Source organism: Streptomyces sp. NPDC051051, assembly GCF_040682975.1.
In the GTDB taxonomy this organism is placed as follows: Bacteria; Actinomycetota; Actinomycetes; order Streptomycetales; family Streptomycetaceae; genus Streptomyces.
Genome location: NZ_JBFBCB010000012.1, coordinates 1 through 17,916, shown reverse-complemented (window position 1 = coordinate 17,916; position 17,916 = coordinate 1). Strand labels below are relative to the sequence as shown.

The 17,916-nt window shown below is 70.5% G+C and carries 16 protein-coding genes and 1 tRNA gene; 6 read left to right on the top strand and 11 right to left on the bottom strand.

From position 1 onward, the window contains the following. Positions 1-12: 12 nt before the first annotated feature. The 4 genes from AB0N31_RS11950 to AB0N31_RS11935 form a co-directional block, all read right to left on the bottom strand. Positions 13-894 carry a Cof-type HAD-IIB family hydrolase gene (locus AB0N31_RS11950; RefSeq protein WP_366058232.1) on the bottom strand — a complete coding sequence of 294 codons (882 nt, stop codon included), beginning with the start codon at positions 892-894 and terminating at the stop codon, positions 13-15. 102 nt (positions 895-996) lie between these two features. Continuing rightward, positions 997-1,899 carry an LLM class flavin-dependent oxidoreductase gene (locus AB0N31_RS11945; RefSeq protein ID WP_366058231.1) on the bottom strand — a complete coding sequence of 301 codons (903 nt, stop codon included), beginning with the start codon at positions 1,897-1,899 and terminating at the stop codon, positions 997-999. A gap of 136 nt (positions 1,900-2,035) precedes the next feature. After that, the gene (locus AB0N31_RS11940) at positions 2,036-2,584 is read right to left on the bottom strand and encodes an RNA 2'-phosphotransferase (protein ID WP_366058230.1); all 549 of its coding nucleotides are present in this window, start codon (positions 2,582-2,584) and stop codon (positions 2,036-2,038) included. 235 nt (positions 2,585-2,819) lie between these two features. After that, entirely contained in the window at positions 2,820-4,589 is a 1,770-nt protein-coding gene (locus AB0N31_RS11935) for an SDR family oxidoreductase (protein ID WP_366058337.1), read from the bottom strand. A gap of 503 nt (positions 4,590-5,092) precedes the next feature. On the opposite strand from AB0N31_RS11935, the gene AB0N31_RS11930 reads away from it, so the two are divergent. The 6 genes from AB0N31_RS11930 (at position 5,093) to AB0N31_RS11905 (ending at position 9,467) form a co-directional block, all read left to right on the top strand. Continuing rightward, on the top strand, positions 5,093-6,058 hold the full coding sequence (locus AB0N31_RS11930) for an ABC transporter ATP-binding protein (RefSeq protein ID WP_366058336.1): 966 nt from the start codon (positions 5,093-5,095) through the stop codon (positions 6,056-6,058). Then, positions 6,048-6,956: an ABC transporter permease gene (locus tag AB0N31_RS11925; protein WP_366058229.1), complete on the top strand. Its 909-nt coding sequence runs from the start codon at positions 6,048-6,050 to the stop codon at positions 6,954-6,956. The genes AB0N31_RS11930 and AB0N31_RS11925 overlap by 11 nt, the downstream gene beginning before the upstream one ends. Continuing rightward, positions 6,953-7,864, top strand: a complete 912-nt coding sequence (locus AB0N31_RS11920) for an ABC transporter ATP-binding protein (RefSeq protein WP_363092356.1) — start codon at positions 6,953-6,955, stop codon at positions 7,862-7,864. Before AB0N31_RS11925 ends, AB0N31_RS11920 begins: the two co-directional genes overlap by 4 nt. Positions 7,865-7,874: 10 nt before the next feature. Then, positions 7,875-8,594 (top strand): ABC transporter permease, encoded by a 720-nt coding sequence (locus AB0N31_RS11915; protein WP_356569963.1) that lies wholly within the window; start codon positions 7,875-7,877, stop codon positions 8,592-8,594. Between the two features lie 257 nt (positions 8,595-8,851). Beyond that, the gene (locus tag AB0N31_RS11910; RefSeq protein ID WP_366058228.1) at positions 8,852-9,064 is read left to right on the top strand and encodes a hypothetical protein; all 213 of its coding nucleotides are present in this window, start codon (positions 8,852-8,854) and stop codon (positions 9,062-9,064) included. Positions 9,065-9,382: 318 nt separating this feature from the next. Then, positions 9,383-9,467 (top strand) — tRNA-Ser (locus AB0N31_RS11905). Between the two features lie 252 nt (positions 9,468-9,719). Here AB0N31_RS11905 and AB0N31_RS11900 read toward each other — a convergent pair. From AB0N31_RS11900 to AB0N31_RS11870, 7 genes are all read right to left on the bottom strand, one after another. Continuing rightward, on the bottom strand, positions 9,720-10,532 hold the full coding sequence (locus AB0N31_RS11900) for an HAD family hydrolase (RefSeq protein ID WP_366058227.1): 813 nt from the start codon (positions 10,530-10,532) through the stop codon (positions 9,720-9,722). Further along, positions 10,529-11,806, bottom strand: a complete 1,278-nt coding sequence (gene serS, locus AB0N31_RS11895; RefSeq protein ID WP_366058226.1) for a serine--tRNA ligase — start codon at positions 11,804-11,806, stop codon at positions 10,529-10,531. Before serS ends, AB0N31_RS11900 begins: the two co-directional genes overlap by 4 nt. Before the next feature lie 526 nt (positions 11,807-12,332). Next, a complete protein-coding gene (gene pheA, locus AB0N31_RS11890; RefSeq protein WP_366058225.1) occupies positions 12,333-13,265 on the bottom strand; it encodes a prephenate dehydratase in 933 nt (310 codons plus the stop codon). A gap of 96 nt (positions 13,266-13,361) precedes the next feature. Then, entirely contained in the window at positions 13,362-14,657 is a 1,296-nt protein-coding gene (efeB, locus tag AB0N31_RS11885) for an iron uptake transporter deferrochelatase/peroxidase subunit (protein ID WP_366058224.1), read from the bottom strand. Between the two features lie 7 nt (positions 14,658-14,664). Continuing rightward, on the bottom strand, positions 14,665-16,680 hold the full coding sequence (locus tag AB0N31_RS11880) for a copper resistance protein CopC (RefSeq protein WP_366058222.1): 2,016 nt from the start codon (positions 16,678-16,680) through the stop codon (positions 14,665-14,667). Between the two features lie 13 nt (positions 16,681-16,693). Further along, the gene (locus AB0N31_RS11875; protein ID WP_366058221.1) at positions 16,694-17,161 is read right to left on the bottom strand and encodes a copper chaperone PCu(A)C; all 468 of its coding nucleotides are present in this window, start codon (positions 17,159-17,161) and stop codon (positions 16,694-16,696) included. Then, the gene (locus AB0N31_RS11870) at positions 17,158-17,808 is read right to left on the bottom strand and encodes an SCO family protein (protein ID WP_366058220.1); all 651 of its coding nucleotides are present in this window, start codon (positions 17,806-17,808) and stop codon (positions 17,158-17,160) included. Before AB0N31_RS11870 ends, AB0N31_RS11875 begins: the two co-directional genes overlap by 4 nt. Positions 17,809-17,916 lie beyond the last annotated feature (108 nt).

Genomic DNA, 17,916 nt, shown 5'->3' with positions numbered 1-17,916 from the left:
GCGGGACCTGGTTCAGCCGGAGGCCTGGAGCCGCTCGGCGATCAGGCGCTCGATGACGACGGCGACCCCGTCGTCGTTGTTGGCCACCGTCTGCCCCGAGGCTGCCGCGATCACCTCCGGGTGCGCGTTGCCCATGGCGTACGAACGGCCCGCCCAGGTGAGCATCTCGACGTCGTTCGGCATGTCCCCGAACGCGACGACCTCCTCGTGCGAGATGCCGCGCTCCGCGCAGCACAGGGCGAGCGTGCTGGCCTTGGAGACGCCGGGACCGCTGATCTCCAGCAGTGCGCTGGGGCTGGAGCGGGTGACGTTGGCGCGGTCGCCGATGGCCAGCCGGGCCAGCGTGAGGAAGGCGTCGGGGTCGAGCGTGGGATGGAACGCCAGGATCTTCAGGACCGGCTCACCTGCTCCCGGGGCGTCCGGTGCCAGTAGCTGCTCGGCGGTCGCGAGGGAGTCGGGGATCTCCAGATGCATCTTGGGATACTCCGGCTCCTGGTAGAAGCCGTACGTCTGCTCGATCGCGTACATGGTCCCGGGCGCCGCCTCGCGCAGCAACCGTACGGCGTCCATTGCGTTCTCGCGGGCCAGCTCGCGTACCTTCACGAACTGGTGGGTGCCGGGACCGCCGTGCAGATCGACCACGGCGGCGCCGTTACCGCAGATCGCCAGGCCGTGCCCGTGGACGTGGTCGCTGACGACGTCCATCCAGCGGGCGGGGCGGCCGGTGACGAAGAAGACCTCGATGCCCGCCTCCTCGGCGGCGGCGAGGGCCTCGACGGTGCGTGGGGACACCGACTTGTCGTCGCGCAGCAGGGTCCCGTCGAGATCGGTGGCGATCAGCCGCGGCGGAGTGGCGGCGGCCGGGTTCTCGGGCTGTCGAGTCGCTGAGGTCACCCGGTCATTCTCCCGTATCGATGCGCACGGCCGTGCGAGAGCCCGCACAGATGAGTCACACCGACCGACACCGCAGGTCGGCGGGGGCGACCGGTACCGAGGTCAGCGCAACTGCGTCGGGGCCTCCATGGCGATCCGCTCGAAGACCTTCTGGTCCGCGGCGAAGTCGGACTCCGGGATGGGCCAGTGGATGACGATCTCCGTGAAGCCGAGCGCCTGGTGGCGGCCCGCGAAGTCCACGAAGGCGTCCAGGGACTCCAGCGGCCGGCCGCGGTCCGGGGTGAATCCGGTGAGCAGGATTTTGTCCAGGGTAATCACGTCCCGGCCGAGTGCCACGCAGGCGTCCGTGAGTTTCTCGACCTGTCCGCGGATGGCCTCGACCGACTGCTCGGGGGTGCCGTTCTCGTACAGCTTGGGATCGCCGGTGGTCACCCAGGCCTGGCCGTGGCGTGCGGCGAGCCTCAGTCCACGCGGGCCGGTCGCGGCGACGGCGAAGGGCAGTCGGGGGCGCTGCACGCAGCCGGGGATGTTGCGCGCCTCGTGAGCCGAGTAGAAGTTGCCCTCGTAGGACACCGAGTCCTCGGTGAGCAGCCGGTCCAGGAGAGGCACGAACTCGCCGAACCGGTCGGCCCGCTCGCGGGGCGTCCACGGCTCCTGGCCGAGGGCGGTGGCATCGAAGCCCGTGCCGCCCGCGCCGATCCCGAGGGTGACCCGGCCGCCGGAGATGTCGTCCAGGGAGATCAGGTCCTTGGCGAGGGTCACCGGATGTCGGAAGTTCGGCGAGGTCACCAGGGTGCCCAGGCGCAGTCGCTCGGTGGCGGACGCGGCGGCGGTCAGTGTCGGGATCGCGCCGAACCAAGGGCCGTCCCGGAAACTGCGCCAGGACAGGTGGTCGTAGGTGTACCCGGTGTGGAAGCCGAGCTGCTCGGCGCGTGTCCAGGCCGAACGGCCGCCCTCATGCCAGCGGCGGTACGGGAGGATCACGGTGCTCAGTCGCAGACTCATGTCGCCGAGCGTATGCGGCCGACGGTGTTTCACGTGAAACCGTCACCGTGCGTGCCGGACGAGCCACAGCGTGAGTCCTCACTCGGCCTTCGGCACGTGATCGCGCGGCAGCGGCGTGATCAGGGACCGGCGAAGCTCAGTGCGGGCCGGGAAAACGCAGGTAACGCGGTGGTACGGCCTTCGTCAGCCAGACTCCGTTCGCGCTCACGTGAAAGACATGTCCGTCGCGGTGCATGGCTGTCGCATCCACGGCGAGCACCACCGGCCGTCCCCGGCGCGCGCCCACCCGGGTCGCGGTCTCCCGGTCGGCGGAGAGGTGCACGTCGTGCCGGTTCATGGGTCGCAGTCCCTCGGTCCGGATCGACTTCAGATACCGGGCCACGGTGCCGTGGTAGAGGTACGGGGGTGGGGTCGCCGCCGGGAGAGCGAGGTCCACGTCGATGCTGTGGCCCTGGCTGGCGCGAATCCGTGTGCCCTCGACCGCGAAGCGCTTCTTGTCGTTCGTGGCCACGACGTGATCCAGTTCGTCCCGCGTGAAGGGGAAACCGTGGGCCGCGGCTGCCGCGATGAGTGCCTCGATCTCGACCCAGCCGGCCTCGTCGAGGGTGAGGCCGATGCGCTCGGGCTGGTGGCGCAGGTGCTTGGAGAGGTACTTCGACACCTTTACGGTGCGTCTTTCGTCCATCCGGTCAGCATGACGGGAGAGACGGGGATCACGCACGGAGTTTTGCACCCGATGTTTGATCCACAAGCAACTGCGTTTATCCACAGGCAACTTGACGAATCTGTGGACAACCACCTTGCCAGTGAGGGCATTTCGTCAACATCGTCGGACGCCAAAGGACTCGATGCGCCGAGCCCGAACGAGGCGACATCCCGATCGACTTCGGCGCCATCACGGTGACCGGCCGACAAGTCCCTTAAAGTCGAGGCTCCACACGTGCGAGTCGCCTCAACACCCCTGGGGAGAGACGCGACAGAGCGTGGGAAACCCTCGCCTCCGGTGTCACCGGGACCACCGCCTCGTTGCGGGCCACCGCACGAAGAATCGCCCCGGCGACCTTCTCCGGAGGGTAGTTGCGCAGCGCGTACCAGCGGGTCGAACGCTTCTGCCGACGCTTCTCTTCCTCCGCGTCGACACCGACGAACGTCGCCGTCGCGGTGATGTTGGTGTTGACCAGACCGGGGCAGACCGCCGTCACTCCGATGTCCTGTCGGGCGAGTTCGGCACGCAGGCATTCGCTCAGCATCAGCACCGCGGCTTTCGACGTGCTGTAGGCGGGAAGCGATCCGGAGGGCTGGAAGGCCGCCGCGGAGGCGGTGTTGACGATGTGGCCACCCTGGCCACGCTCCGCCATCTGCCTGCCGAACAGGCGGCAACCGTGAATGACTCCCCACAGGTTGACGTCCAGGACTCTGCGCCAGTCCTCCGGAGTGGTGTCGAAGAACGAACCCGCCAGCCCTACGCCCGCATTGTTCACCAGGACGTCCACCACGCCGTGTTCGGCGAGCACTTTCGCCGCCAGCTTCTCCATGGCCTGTTCGTCGGAGACGTCCACGGTCTCCGCCCAGGCACCCGCGGCCCCCATGAGACGGGCAGTCTCCGCCGTGTGGAGGGCACTTTCGGTATCACGGTCGACCGCGATCACCCGGGCGCCCGCCTCGGCGAACGCGAGTGCCGTCGCCCGTCCGATGCCGCTTCCCGCACCGGTGACCAGCACCAACTGCCCACCGAAGCGCTCGGCGTACTGACCGGCCGCCCTCGACCGCGGTGCCCCCTCCCGCGTGTTCCTGCCGCTCTCCGTCGAGTTCACGAACTCCGTGATCCAGGAGGCCAGCTGATCGGGGCGGGTGCGCGGCACCCAGTGCTTCGCCGGAAGCGTCCGGCGCGTCAACCGGGGTGCCCACAGCTCCAGTTCGTCGTACAGCCGCTCGGACAGGAAGGCGTCCCCCAGGGGAGTGATGAGCTGCACGGGCGCGTGCGCGTGGGCGTCCGGGCGCGGACGCCGCAGCCGGGAGCGGACGTTGTCGCGGTACAGCCAGGCGCCGTGGGCGGCGTCGGAGGGCAGTGACGGCGTGGGGTACTCGCCACCGGGCACCTTCTCCAGCCGCCGCAGGATTCCCGGCCAGCGCCTGCCGAGAGGTCCCCGCCAGGCGAGTTCGGGCAGCGCGGGGGTGTGGAGCAGATACACGTACCAGGACTTCGCGCCCTGGCCCAGGAGTTGGCCGATGCGGCGCGGAGTGGGCCGGGTGAGACGCTTGTTGATCCAGTGACCGAAGTGGTCGAGGGACGGGCCGGACATCGACGTGAAGGACGCGATCCTGCCCTTGGTGCGTTCGACCGTGACGAACTCCCAGGACTGCACCGAGCCCCAGTCGTGCCCGACCAGATGCACCGGACGGTCCGGGCTGACCGCGTCCGCCACCGCCAGGAAGTCGTCCGTCAGCTTCTCCAGGGTGAAGCCGCCCCGCAGCGGCCGCGGCGTGCTGGACCGGCCATGGCCCCGGACGTCGTAGAGGACGACGTGGAAGTGGTCGGCCAGCCGGGACGCGACTTCGGACCACACCTCCTTGCTGTCCGGATAACCGTGCACCAGGACGACCGTCGGCCGTCCGGGATCCCCCAGTTCGACCACGCACAGTTCGATCCCGCCGGTCCGCACCCGGCGCTCGCGCGCGCCCTCCAGCATCGTCACTCCGCCTCCGCCTTCCCCTGCGTCCGGCGCCGCACCTGCGGCAGATCGTTCCGGTACCCGCTCCACTTCCGTCGGCTCGTCCTGGAGCGGCCCCGCGCGCGGTCGCCCACGCCGTATCCGCACGGCCTCACGCTCCGTGACTCCCGGCCCGACCGGCCCGACCGGCCCGTCACGGCCCGGGCGCACCCGTCCGCCGGGCGCTGCACCCGTCGGGATCCCGGCAGCTCACGGTAGGACCCACGGGCCCGTGCCGTCGCCATGCCACCTCGTCCCGTCGGTTCACGCCGGCTGCGGTACGTGTCCGTAGCGCGACCCCGCCGAATCTGGCACTTGTTAGAGAAAGCGTCAATAGGGTGGACGGGACGCCCGGGCCCCGTGTCGTCTAGACCTCAGGATGGGGAACCCCTACGGGCCCGTACATCTCGAGTCTGAGACGAGGACAGCTCTGCGGTCTGACGACTGGCGTGGTCCGCGTCACTATCGTCGAAGACGTGACTGTGATCGCGACCGAAAGCCTGAGCAAGCGGTTCCCCCGGGTGACCGCTCTTGACCGGCTCTCCGTGGACGTCGGGCCCGGTGTGACCGGACTCGTCGGTGCCAACGGGGCCGGCAAGTCCACACTGATCAAGATCCTGCTGGGTCTGTCCCCCGCTTCCGAGGGCCGCGCCGAAGTGCTCGGACTCGACGTCGCGACCAAGGGCGCCGCCATCCGGGAGCGCGTCGGGTACATGCCGGAGCACGACTGCCTGCCGCCCGACGTCTCGGCCACCGAGTTCGTCGTGCACATGGCCCGCATGTCCGGCCTGCCGCCGACCGCCGCGCGCGAGCGCACCGCCGACACCCTGCGCCACGTCGGGCTGTACGAGGAGCGCTACCGTCCCATCGGCGGCTACTCCACGGGCATGAAGCAGCGCGTCAAACTCGCCCAGGCCCTGGTCCACGACCCGCAACTGGTCTTCCTCGACGAGCCGACCAACGGCCTCGACCCGGTCGGCCGCGACGAGATGCTCGGCCTCATCCGCCGCATCCACACCGACTTCGGCATCTCGGTCCTGGTCACCTCCCACCTGCTGGGCGAACTCGAGCGCACCTGCGACCACGTGGTCGTCGTCGACGGCGGCAAGCTCCTGCGCTCCAGCTCCACCACCGACTTCACCCAGACCACCACCACCCTCGCGATCGAGGTCACCGACACCGACGAGCACCCGGACGGCACCCGCGCGGTCCGCCAGGCGCTGCACGCGCGCGGGGTCGACGTCCTCGACGCCGAGAGCGGGCTGCCCGGCGCGGGACACATCCTGCTGCTGACCGCGCAGGGCGAGGACACCTACGACGTCGTACGGGACGTGGTCGCCGACCTGGGCCTCGGCCTGGTGCGCATGGAACAGCGCCGGCACCACATCTCCGAGGTCTTCCACGACAGTGACGAGCAGCGGAAGGAGGCCGTCGGCCATGGCAGTTGAGCACCCGGTGACCACCCCCTCGGGCGACCAGACCCGCATCCACAACATCGGCTACCGCAGTTACGACGGCCCCCGTCTGGGCCGCGCCTACGCCCGCCGTTCCCTCTACTCGCAGTCCCTGCGCGGCGCCTACGGCCTCGGCCGTTCGGTGAAGTCCAAGGTGCTGCCGATGCTGTTGTTCGTGGTGATGTGCGTGCCCGCGGCCATCATGGTCGCCGTCGCCGTCGCCACGAAGGCCAAGGAACTCCCGCTGGACTACACCCGCTACGCGATCGTCATGCAGGCCGTCATCAGCCTCTACGTCGCCTCGCAGGCACCCCAGTCCGTCTCGCGCGACCTGCGCTTCAAGACCGTGCCGCTGTACTTCTCCCGGCCGATCGAGACCGCCGACTACGTCCGCGCCAAGTTCGCCGCGCTCGCCTCGGCCCTGTTCATCCTCACCGCCGCACCCCTGCTGGTGCTCTACGCGGGCGCCCTGCTGGCCAAGCTCGACTTCGCCGACCAGACCGAGGGATTCGCCCAGGGACTCGTCTCCGTGGCACTGCTCTCGCTGCTCTTCGCCGGCCTGGGGCTGGTGATCGCGGCGGTCACCCCGCGCCGCGGCTTCGGCATCGCGGCCGTCATCGCCGTCCTGACCATCTCCTACGGTGCCGTCTCCACGCTCCAGGCCATCGCCGACGCTCAGGGCAGCACGGGCGCCATCCCCTGGATCGGGCTGTTCTCGCCGGTCACCCTCATCGACGGCGTGCAGTCGGCGTTCCTCGGCGCCGCTTCCGCCGCTCCGGGCGGGATCGGCCCCTCCCAGGCGGAGGGCGCGGTCCACGTCCTCGTCTGCCTGGGCCTGATCGCCGCGTGCTACGGCCTCCTGATGCGCCGCTACAAGAAGGTGGGACTGTGACCACGCTCTCCCTCGACCACGTCTCCCGCTGGTTCGGCAACGTGGTCGCCGTCAACGACATCACCATGACCGTCGGCCCCGGAGTCACCGGCCTGCTCGGCCCCAACGGCGCCGGAAAGTCCACCCTGATCAACATGATGGGCGGCTTCCTCGCGCCCTCCACCGGCACCGTCACCCTCGACGGCCGGCAGGTCTGGCGCAACGAGGACATCTACCGGCACATCGGCATCGTCCCCGAGCGGGAGGCGATGTACGACTTCCTCACCGGCCGCGAGTTCGTCGTCGCCAACGCCGAGCTGCACGGCCTCGGCGCCAAGGCCGCCCAGAAGGCCCTGGCCACGGTCGAGATGGAGTACGCGCAGGACCGCAAGATCGAGACGTACTCCAAGGGCATGCGCCAGCGCGTGAAGATGGCCAGCGCCCTCGTCCACGACCCGTCGCTGCTGCTGCTGGACGAACCCTTCAACGGCATGGACCCGCGCCAGCGCATGCAGCTCATGGACCTGCTGCGGCGCATGGGCGACGAGGGCCGCACCGTGCTGTTCTCCTCGCACATCCTCGAAGAGGTCGAGCAACTGGCCTGGCACATCGAAGTCGTCGTCGCCGGACGCCACGCGGCCAGCGGCGACTTCCGCAAGATCCGCCGGCTGATGACCGACCGCCCGCACCGCTACCTCGTGCGTTCCAGCGACGACCGCGCACTCGCGGCCGCGCTGATCGCCGACCCGTCGACCTCCGGCATCGAGGTCGATCTCGCCGAGGGGGCGTTGCGCATCCAGGCCGTCGACTTCGGCCGCTTCACCTCGCTGCTGCCGCGCGTCGCCAGGGACCACGGCATCAGGCTGCTCACGGTCTCGCCGTCCGACGAGTCCCTCGAGTCCGTGTTCTCGTACCTGGTCGCGGCGTAGGAGGCCGAAGATGTACGACCCCACAGTCGCCCGACTCACGTACCGGGCCCTGCTCGGCCGGCGCCGGGCCCTCATCCTGGGCGCGCTGCCCCTGCTGCTGATCGCGATCTCGGTGGTGGTGCGCGGCCTCGCCGGCGCCGATGACCAGACCGCGTCCGACCTGCTCGGCGGGCTCGCGCTCGCCACCATGGTGCCGATCATCGGCGTCATCGCCGGCACGGGCGCGATCGGGCCCGAGATCGACGACGGTTCCGTGGTGTACCTCTTGTCCAAGCCGTTGAAGCGGCCGACGATCATCTTCACCAAGCTCATCGTCGCCATCGCGGTGACGATGGTGTTCTCGGCACTGCCCACTCTGATCGCCGGGTTCATCCTCAACGGCAACGGACAGCAGATCGCCGTCGCCTACACGGTCGCCGCGCTGGTGTCCTCCATCGCCTACGCGGCGCTGTTCCTGCTGCTGGGCACGGTGTCCCGGCACGCGGTGGTCTTCGGCCTCGTCTACGCCCTGGTGTGGGAGGCGCTGTTCGGTTCGCTGGTGCCGGGCGCGCGCACGCTCAGCGTCCAGCAGTGGTCGCTGGCCGTCGCCGACAAGGTCGCCGGCGGTGACCTGATCACCTCGGACGTCGGACTGACCACGGCGACCGTCCTGTTGGTCGCGGTGACGGTGCTGGCCACCTGGTACGCGGGACAGAAGCTGCGGGCGCTGACGCTGGCGGGGGAGGAGTAGGCGGCGGGCCCTTCGCAGGGCCCGTGAAGGGACTCTGACGGGGGCCTGACCTGTGCCCGGGCACACTGGGCGGACGGATACGGCCGTGAGGACGGCAGGAGGTCGGAATGACGGACGAGTCGGCGCGGTTCGGCGGTCGTGAGCACGGGGACGGCCGCGGGCGGTCGGAGGGCGGGATGCCCGACCGGACTGCGGACCAGCCCTCGGAGCGACCCCCGTCGGACCAGCACCCTCGGGACCGGGCTTCGGGCCCGGCTGTGCAGCAGGGGCCGGACGGAGACTGGGGCGAGGTCGTTCTCGACGAGGACTTCATACGGGCCGCCGAGACCTCCGAGCCGTCCGCCCGTGCCCGGATGCTTGCCGCGCGCTGGCGCGCGGAGGAGCCCGAGCCCCAACCGTGGCGCTCGGACGAGCCACCGGCGGGGTGGTTCTTCAGCAAGGTGCGCCGGCGCAGGTGGCGCCGCCGGTAGGGCGACATCCGGACGAGACGGCTCGGCCGGATGCCGGTCCCGGCGCATCCCATCGCTCGCACAGTTGTTTTATTCGGTGGCGTTCAACTCGGTGTGCGGGCAGGATGGTTGTCGTCCGCAGCGCCGGGGGAAACGGCGCCACACGCTGGGAGAGGAGCGGGGCGATGCCCATGCACGGCAGTACGTCCAGCTCCCGACAGGGCAGCCGACGGCGGTCTCCGGAGTAGTTACCCCTCCATGGAGTCCGCCCCACACGGGGAGCTGCCCGGGGCGGCCGCTTCGAGCACGCGATGTCGCTCTCGCGTGGGCCGCCCACCCGGAGGATTGGCCGAGTGGTAAGGCACCGGCTTGCTAAGCCGTGGTCGGGGGCAACCCCGCGCACGTTCGATCCGTGCATCCTCCGCAGGACGTTGTCACCTTGACCGGGCCGAGGGATTGGGCCGGGGTACGCCGGGAAGCTCGGTGGGCTGCCGCCTCGCAGCCCGGTCAGTCCGTAACCGCCGCTGCCGGGCGGGTGGTCCGGTCGGGTGCGGGTAGGGGGTGGCCGGTCGCGCAGTTCCCCGCGCCCCTGATCGCCTGCGGCGATCCCCCTCGCAGCCTCCGTGTGACGGAGCCTTGCCGTCGGCCCGTCGGCCCGTCGGGTGCTCTGCCGTGTCTACGCCAGGAGTCTTTCCAGCACTACCGCGATGCCGTCCTCCTCGTTGGAGGTGGTCAGTTCGTCGGCCACCGCTTTCAGGTCCGGGTGGGCGTTGGCCATGGCCACGCTCCTGGCGGACCAGGCGAACATGGGGATGTCGTTGGGCATGTCGCCGAAGGCGATCGTGTCGGCGGCCTTCAGGCCCAGGCGGCGGGCCGCCAGGGAGAGGCCGGTGGCCTTGGACAGGCCGAGGGGGAGCAGTTCCACGATCCCCGCGCCGGCCATCGCGACCGAGACGAAGCCGCCCGCGGCCTGACGGGCCGCCTCTGCCAGTTCGTCGTCCGACAGCTCGGGATGCTGTATGTAGATCTTGTTCAGCGGGGCCGACCAGAGGTCCGACGCGTCGGTGAACGGCGTCGAGGGGAGTGTTTCGGTGACCGCGTAACCGGGGCCGACCAGCACCTCCCCGTCCAGTCCGTCCCGGCTCGCCGCCAGGTACAGCGGGCCGACCTCGGCCTCGATCTTGGCCAGTGCCACCCCGGCCAGCTGCCGGTCCAGGGTCACCGAGGTCAGCAGGCGGTGCGCGCCGGCGTCGTAGACCTGGGCGCCCTGACCGCAGACCGCGAGGCCGTCGTAGCCGAGGTCGTCGAGGATGTGCCGGGTCCACGGGACGCCGCGGCCGGTCACCACGATGTGGGACGCGCCCGCCGCGGTGGCCGCGGCGAGGGCGTCACGGGTGCGGAGCGAGATCGACTCGTCGGAGCGCAACAGCGTCCCGTCGAGGTCGGTCGCGATCAGCCGGTACGGGAACCCCGGGGCGGCGTCGCTCACTTGGCCACCGGCTCCAGGACTTCCCGGCCGCCGAGGTAGGGCCGCAGCACCTCGGGCACGCGCACGGAGCCGTCGGCCTGCTGGTGGTTCTCCAGGATCGCCACGATGGTGCGCGGGACGGCGCACAGGGTGCCGTTGAGCGTGGCCAGCGGGCGGACCTGCTTCCCCTCGCGGACGCGGATCGACAGGCGGCGGGACTGGAACTCGGTGCAGTCCGACGTCGAGGTCAGCTCGCGGTACTTGCCCTGGGTCGGGATCCAGGCCTCGCAGTCGAACTTGCGGGCGGCCGAGGAACCGAGGTCACCGGAAGCGACGTCGATCACGCGGAACGGCAGCTCCAGCGAGGTCAGCCACTGCTTCTCCCACTCCAGCAGGCGCTGGTGCTCGGCCTGCGAGTCCTCCGGAGTGACGTAGGTGAACATCTCCACCTTGTCGAACTGGTGGACACGGAAGATGCCCTTGGTGTCCTTGCCGTGCGAGCCGGCCTCGCGGCGGAAGCACGGGGAGAAGCCGGCGTAGCGCAGCGGCAGCCGCTCGGCGTCGATGATCTCGTCCATGTGGTACGCGGCGAGGGCGACCTCGGAGGTGCCGACGAGGTAGAGATCGTCCTTGTCGAGGTGGTAGACGTCCTGGGCCGCCTGGCCGAGGAAGCCGGTGCCCGCCATGGACTGCGGACGGACCAGGGCGGGGGTCAGCATCGGCGTGAAACCGGCCGCCGTGGCCTGGGCGATCGCCGCGTTGACCAGGGCCAGCTCCAGCAGTGCGCCGATGCCGGTGAGGAAGTAGAACCGCGAACCGGAGACCTTGGCGCCGCGCTCGACGTCGATGGCGCCCAGCAGCTGGCCCAGCTCCAGGTGGTCCTTGGGCTCGAAGCCCTCGGCGCCGAAGTCGCGGATCGTGCCGTGCGTCTCCAGCTCGACGAAGTCCTCCTCGCCGCCCACGGGCACCTCGGGGTGCACGAGGTTGCTGAGCTGGAGGACGAGTTCCTGGGTCTCGGTGTCGGCCGCGTCGCGCTCGGCGTCGGCGGCCTTGACGTCGGCGGCGAGCTGGCTCGCCTTCTTCAGGAGCTCGGCCTTCTCGTCCGGGGAGGCCTTGGGGATGAGCTTGCCGAGCGCCTTCTGCTCGGCACGCAGCTCGTCGAAGCGGACGCCGGACGACCTGCGCCGCTCGTCGGCAGACAGGAGAGCGTCGACGAGCGCGACGTCCTCTCCACGGGCGCGCTGGGACGCGCGCACACGGTCGGGGTCCTCACGGAGCAGGCGAAGGTCAATCACGTGGTCAAGGCTACCGGTGTGGGGTGACGGCTCACGACTCACTATTGCGGAACCTGCCTCATGGTCCGCTATGAGGCGAATGCCCTGTGTATTTCCGCGTATCGGCCGAACGGGTCGGCGCTGCGGCGCCGTGGCTGGGGATGACTCGACTTCCTTCTGCGGAGCGGCACTTGAGGGCGGTTGTCCACAGGGGCGTGTGTTCTCGGAAAGTTATCCACAGGCTGTGCGAAAGATCTGTGGACATCGGAATCGATCATTCCAAGGAAGTGTCACGGCGGGGTGAATTCCTTGGTCAAACCCCTTCCGCGCTCACTTTCGGGTGGAAAAAGGTCGCCCCAAAGGGTTGATCGAAGGAAGCGGGTGGACGGAGAGTGGCGTGATGCGCGGGGAGCCCGCCGGGAGGCTCCAGGGTGATTTATCGACTGAATGCCGCTTCGGTGTCGACTTGTCCCCAGGTCGAGATGGCTTCCTGTGGATAACCCCTGTGGATAACGACGATATGCAGGTAGGACCGGTCCGACGTGGTTCAGAACCGGCCGTCCTGGCAGCGCGTGACCCATTCCGCCGCCGCCATGAACTCGCCCTCCGAGGTACCCGGCAGCGGTGCCCGCACCTGCGCCGCGGTCACGTCCGCACGCGGGTACGAGCCGAGGAAGCGCACATCTCGGCAGATGCGCTTCAGGCCCATGAGCGCCTCCGCCATCCTGCGCTCGGAGATGTGACCGGCCGCGTCGATGCAGAAGCAGTAGTTGCCGATTCCGGCGCCGGTCGGCCGCGACTGGAGCACCATGAGGTTGATGCCACGGGTGGCGAACTCGCCCAGCAGGTCACGCAGCCCGCCCGGATGGTCGTCACGCTGCCACAGCACGACGGACGTCTTGTCGGCGCCGGTCGGCGCGGCGGGCCGGGCCGGACGGCCCACCAGCACGAAACGCGTCTGCGCGTTCTCCGCGTCGTGGATCTCCGTCTCCAGCGCCTCGAGGCCGTACCGGGCGGCCGCGAACTCACCCGCGAAGGCGGCGTCGTAACGGCCCTCGCGGACCAGGCGAGCGGCGTCCGCGTTCGAGGCGGCCGACTCCCATACGGCGTCGGGGAGATGGGCCTTGAGCCAGTTGCGCACCTGCGGCTGCGCGGCCGGGTGGGCCGAGACCGTCTTGATCCCGGCCAGCTTCGTGCCCGGCCTGACCAGCAGCGCGAAGGTGATCGACAGCAGTACCTCGCGGTAGATCATCAACGGCGTACCCGCGACCAGCTCGTCGAGGGTCGTGGTGATGCCGCCCTCGACCGAGTTCTCGATCGGCACGAACGCGGCTTCGGCCTCGCCGGTCCGGACCGCGTCGAGGGCGGACTGCACGGACACGTACGGAATCAACTGCCGGGTGGCTGCCTCCGGAAGCGTGCGCAGGGCGACCTCCGTGAAGGTGCCCTCGGGGCCGAGATATGCATAGCTCGCTGGCATGACCTCACCCTAATGGGCCTTGCGGAACGAGGAGCCGACGTCCCATGGGCGCCCCTCACGCGAGTGAACCGGCGTGACCCACCCCTCCGGCGTGTCTCACCCCTCCAGCAACCGCTGCCCCACGTACTCGCCCTCCGGCGCCCCGCCCGGCACCGCGAACAGGCCGCTCGACTCGTGGCGGACGTACGGGGACAGCGCGTCCCCGCGGTCCAGCTTGCGCTGCACGGTGACGAATCCGCGCAACGGATCGGCCTGCCAGCAGACGAACAGCAGTCCCGCGTCCGGCACCCCGTCGGCATCGATGCCGTCGTGGTACGAGAACGGCCGGCGCAGCATCGCCGCGCCCCCGTTCTGGTCGGGGCGGGTGATCCGGGCGTGGGCGTTGATCGGGACGACCAGATCGCCGTTGGCGTCCGTCTTCTCCAGGTCCATCTCGGTCGTCTCGGTCCCGCCGGACAGCGGTGCCCCGTCGGACTTGCGGCGCCCGATGACCTGCTCCTGCGCCTTGACCGACAACTGCTCCCAGTCGTCGAGAAGCATGCGGATCCGGCGTACGACGGCGTAGGAGCCGTTGGCCATCCACGCCGGGTCGTTCGACCCCGACTCCGGTACGAAGATCCGCCGGTCGAAGTCGGTGTCCGCCGGTTTCGGATTGCGGGTGCCGTCCATCTGGCCCATCAGGTTCCTGGCCGTCATGGGGTGGGCGGTCGCACCCGGCGTGCGGTTGAAGCCGTTCATCTGCCAGCGGACCTTCGCCGCCCTGCCCGCGTCCTTCTGGATCGCGCGCAGGGCGTGGAAGGCCACCAGGGCGTCGTTCGCGCCGATCTGCACCCACAGGTCGCCGTTGCTGCGGGACTTGTCGAGCCGGTCGGAGGAGAAGTCGGGCAGGGGGTCCAGGGCTACCGGACGCTGCTTCTCCAGGCCGGTGCGCGCGAAGAAGCTGTGGCCGAAGCCGAAGGTGATCGTCAGCGAGGACGGGCCCGCGTCCCGCGCGATGTCCGTGTCGTCGTGGGCCGCCGCCTCACCAGCCATCAGTCGTCGGGCCGTCTCCGACCAGCGGCGCAGCAGTGCCGCGGCTTCCTTGCGTCCTGCGCCCGCCGCGAGGTCGAAGGCGACGAGATGGCCGCGGGCCTGGAGTCCCTGGGTGATGCCGGGCTGATGTTTCACGTGGAACATCGCCTGGCCGGAGCCGATCGAGGACAGCGGGGTGGCCTGCGCGGGCGCCGCGGCATAACCGGCTGCCCCACCCGCGGCGCCCACCACGAGTCCGGTGGCTCCGGCGGTGCCGAGCAGCTTGCGCCGGGTCAGGCCCGCCCGGGGTGCATCGGGGGACAGGGGCTTCTCCGGGGCCTCCGGAAGGGTCGGGGCCTTCGGAAGGGTCTGGTCAGACATGGGTCGTTCAGCCGATCTGCGCGTTCTTGGAGACGGTCACCTGGTCGATGTCGGAGGTCCGAACGGTCACGGCGACCTGCCATTCGCCGGCCATGGGAATCTGGACCGCGTTCGCCGACCAGTGGCCGGTGGTGATGTGGTCGGGGGTGACGGGCAGCGGCCCGATCTCCTTGCTCTCGAGGGTGAAGGCGACCTTCACCTCGGGCACGTCGAAGGCGCGCCCGTTGGGCCGGGTCACATAGACGTGCATCTCGTTGGCGCCGGTTCGCGCGGGATCGATGTCGACGCTGACGACGCCCTTGCCGTCGGTACCGCCGGTGTCGAAGGACATGTCGAGGGTCACGGCTCCGGAAGTGGCCGGTGAGGACGACGAGGCCGCCGTGGCCGCCGTGGCGGCCTGTTCCGTACGGCCGGGTTCGGTGGAGGTCAGTGCCGTGGCGACGACGAGCAGGACGACGGCGACGCCCGCCTCGGCGAGCACCGAACGGCGCAGGCCGAGCCGGTGGGGATCGGCGTCACGCAGCCGCTTCTGCCGCGTCGCGTCCACGGCGGCCCGCTGTCGCGCGAGCTGGACGGCCCGTTCGGCGTCATCGGCCCCGGCCCCCGACGCGGAACCGGACCCTGACCCGGCCGCGGGCCCGGACGCCTTCCCGGCACCCGTCTTCGCCGCAGCCCCTGCCGCCCCGGCTCCCGCCGTTTCCACGGATGCCGTTTCCACAGATGCCGTCTTCGCGGTCGCCGTCCCCGTGGCTGCCGCCTCCGTAGCGGTCGTCTCCGTGGTCGCCGCCCCGGCCCCCGCCGTCTCCCCCAGCCGGTTGGTCCACCGTCGCGAGATCCAGGCGACGCCGACGAGCAGCGCCACCAGCCCGATCTTGACGAGCAGGAGCTGCCCGTAGCGGGTCTCGGTGAAGGCGGACCAGGAGCCGAGTTGGCGCCACGACTGGTAGGCGCCGGTCGTGACGAGGGTGACGACACTGCCGAAGGCGACCCGTGAGAACCGGCGGACGACCGACGCCTCCACCGGGGTGTCGCCCCGGTACAGCGCCACGAGGAGCGCGCACAGTCCGCCGAGCCAGCCGGCGACGGCCAGCAGGTGGACGACGTCCACCGGCATCGCGATGCCCGGCTGGAGCCCGGTGGACGCGTGCTCGGCCATCGCCCAGCTCGCCGCGAGCCCGGCCGCCACGACGGTTCCGCCGATGGCGAGTCCGAAGGTCAGGTCCCGCTTCTCCTCGCCCTCCCGCTTGTCGTACGCGCCGAAGAGCACCGCGATGAACAGGGCGGCCGCGGCGAGCAGCAGCAGCCGGGAGACGAGCGCGGCGCCCGGCTTGGTCTGCAGGACCTGCCCGAGCAGGTCGAGGTCGAAGACGTCGCCGATCCTGCCGGAGCCGGTGTAGGAGCCGCGCAGGAGCAGCAGGAGGAGCGTGGCGGAGGTGAGCGCGAGCCAGCCGGAGACGACGAGCCGCTGCACGGCCCGCACACCCGCACCGCCCGGCCAGCAGCCCAGGACGAAGGCGGCCCCGCCGGTCAGGACGATGAATCCGGCGTACGACAGGTACCGCCCGAAGCCGTACAGTCTGCCGACGACTCCTCCGCCGGCCTCCCGCGCGGTCGCCGAGACGCTGGTCGCGGAGGGAGCACCGATGGAGAAGGTGTAGGCGCCGGCGACGGGATGGCTGTCCGCGGACACCACCTGGTAGGTCACCGTGTACGTGCCGTCGGGCAGCCCCGAGTGCAGCCGGACGGCGTGGGTGGTGCCGCCGACGGCGGACGGCTCGCCGGTGTCGACGCGTCGGCCCTTCGGGTCGAGCACGCGCACGGAGTCGACGCCCGTGGAGACCTGCTCGGAGAAGGTCAGCGAGACCTGCGCGGGCGCCTTCTCGACCACCGTCCCCTGCGCGGGGTCGCTGCCGGTCAGCGCGGCGTGCGCAGAGGCCTGCCCGGCGCCGGCGAGGAGCGCGCCGGTGACGGCCAGGAACAGCAGCACCAGCGTCCGGATCCTGGGGGCGATGGTCGTGGGCAAGGCGGTCCCTCCCTCAGCTTCCGGTGTTCGGGGTGTAGGTGGCGGATTCCACCGGCATCTCGACCTCGACGGTCCCGGAGTCGGCGAAGTGCAGTTCCACGGTCACCTTCTCGCCCTGCAGCGGCTTCCGCTTCAGCTTTTCGAACATCAGGTGGTTCCCGCCGCTGGAGAGCTGGAGCCGGCCGCCCGCCGGCACCTCCAGGGAGTCGACCTCCCGCATGGCTCCGCCGACGGTCTCGTGGACGGTCACGCTGTCGGCGGCATCGCTGGTGACGGAGGTCAGCTCGTCCTTCGTGCCGCCCTTGTTGGTGATGGTCAGGAAGCCCGCGGCCATGGACGCGGAGACCGGCTGCGGCATGTAGGCGGCACTGACGGACAGCTCGGCCGCCGAGTCGCCGGAGCCGGAACCGCAGCCCGCGAGGACCAGGGCGGCGGTCAGGGCACCGGTCAGCGCCGCGACGCGGGCGGCGGGCCGCTTCACGGGTTCTGTCCCTTGACGATCCTGGGCAGGTCCTTGATGTAGTCGTCGACCTTGGCGTCCTCGCCGTAGAGGAGGTACCCGCCGTCGGTCTTCGGGGAGAAGGCGATGACCTGGGTGCCGTGGGTGGAGACGACCTTGCCGTTCTTGTCCTTGTGCGGCGGCTCGATGGAGATGCCGAGGGCGCGTGCGGCGGTCTGGATGGTGGTGAAGTCGCCGGTCAGGCCGATCACCTGGGAGTCGATGCCCTTGAGCCAGGCGCCGAGCGCGGCCGGGGTGTCGCGGTCCGGGTCGGTGGTGACGAACACGACCCGCAGGGCGTCCTGGTCCGCCTTGGGCAGCTGCTTCTTCGCGACGGCGATGTTGTTCATCGTCAGCGGGCAGACGTCCGGGCAGTGGGTGTAGCCGAAGTACACCAGCGTCGGGCGGCCCGCGGTCTCCTTGCGGAGGTCGTAGGGCTTGCCCTGGGTGTCGGTCAGGACCAGGTCCGGCTTGGGGAAGGGCTGGTCGAGCACGGTCGCGGCCTGCTGCGAGGAGTCCTCGGAGACGACCGCGACAGGGCTGGAACCGCTGTCGTCACCGCCGCAGGCGGAGAGGGTCAGGGTAGCCGCGGCGAGCAGCGCGGCCGCGGCGAACGTCTTCTTGCGCATGGAGAGATGTCCCAGTGGTGTGAACTCCGGCGCGGGGCCGGGGGGGGGGGGGCGCCCCCGGCCCCCCCCGGCGGGCGGCCGGCGCGGGGGGGCCGGGGGGCGCGGGCG

Bases quoted from the DNA above. Each gene is read 5' to 3' on its own strand.
- AB0N31_RS11945 (WP_366058231.1), bottom strand. From the start codon at position 1,899: ATGAGTCTGCGACTGAGCACCGTGATCCTCCCGTACCGCCGCTGGCAT.
- AB0N31_RS11915 (WP_356569963.1), top strand. From the start codon at position 7,875: ATGTACGACCCCACAGTCGCCCGACTCACGTACCGGGCCCTGCTCGGC.
- AB0N31_RS11870 (WP_366058220.1), bottom strand. From the start codon at position 17,808: ATGCGCAAGAAGACGTTCGCCGCGGCCGCGCTGCTCGCCGCGGCTACC.
- pheA (WP_366058225.1), bottom strand. From the start codon at position 13,265: ATGCCAGCGAGCTATGCATATCTCGGCCCCGAGGGCACCTTCACGGAG.
- AB0N31_RS11925 (WP_366058229.1), top strand. From the start codon at position 6,048: ATGGCAGTTGAGCACCCGGTGACCACCCCCTCGGGCGACCAGACCCGC.
- AB0N31_RS11935 (WP_366058337.1), bottom strand. From the start codon at position 4,589: ATGCTGGAGGGCGCGCGCGAGCGCCGGGTGCGGACCGGCGGGATCGAA.
- efeB (WP_366058224.1), bottom strand. From the start codon at position 14,657: ATGTCTGACCAGACCCTTCCGAAGGCCCCGACCCTTCCGGAGGCCCCG.
- AB0N31_RS11940 (WP_366058230.1), bottom strand. From the start codon at position 2,584: ATGGACGAAAGACGCACCGTAAAGGTGTCGAAGTACCTCTCCAAGCAC.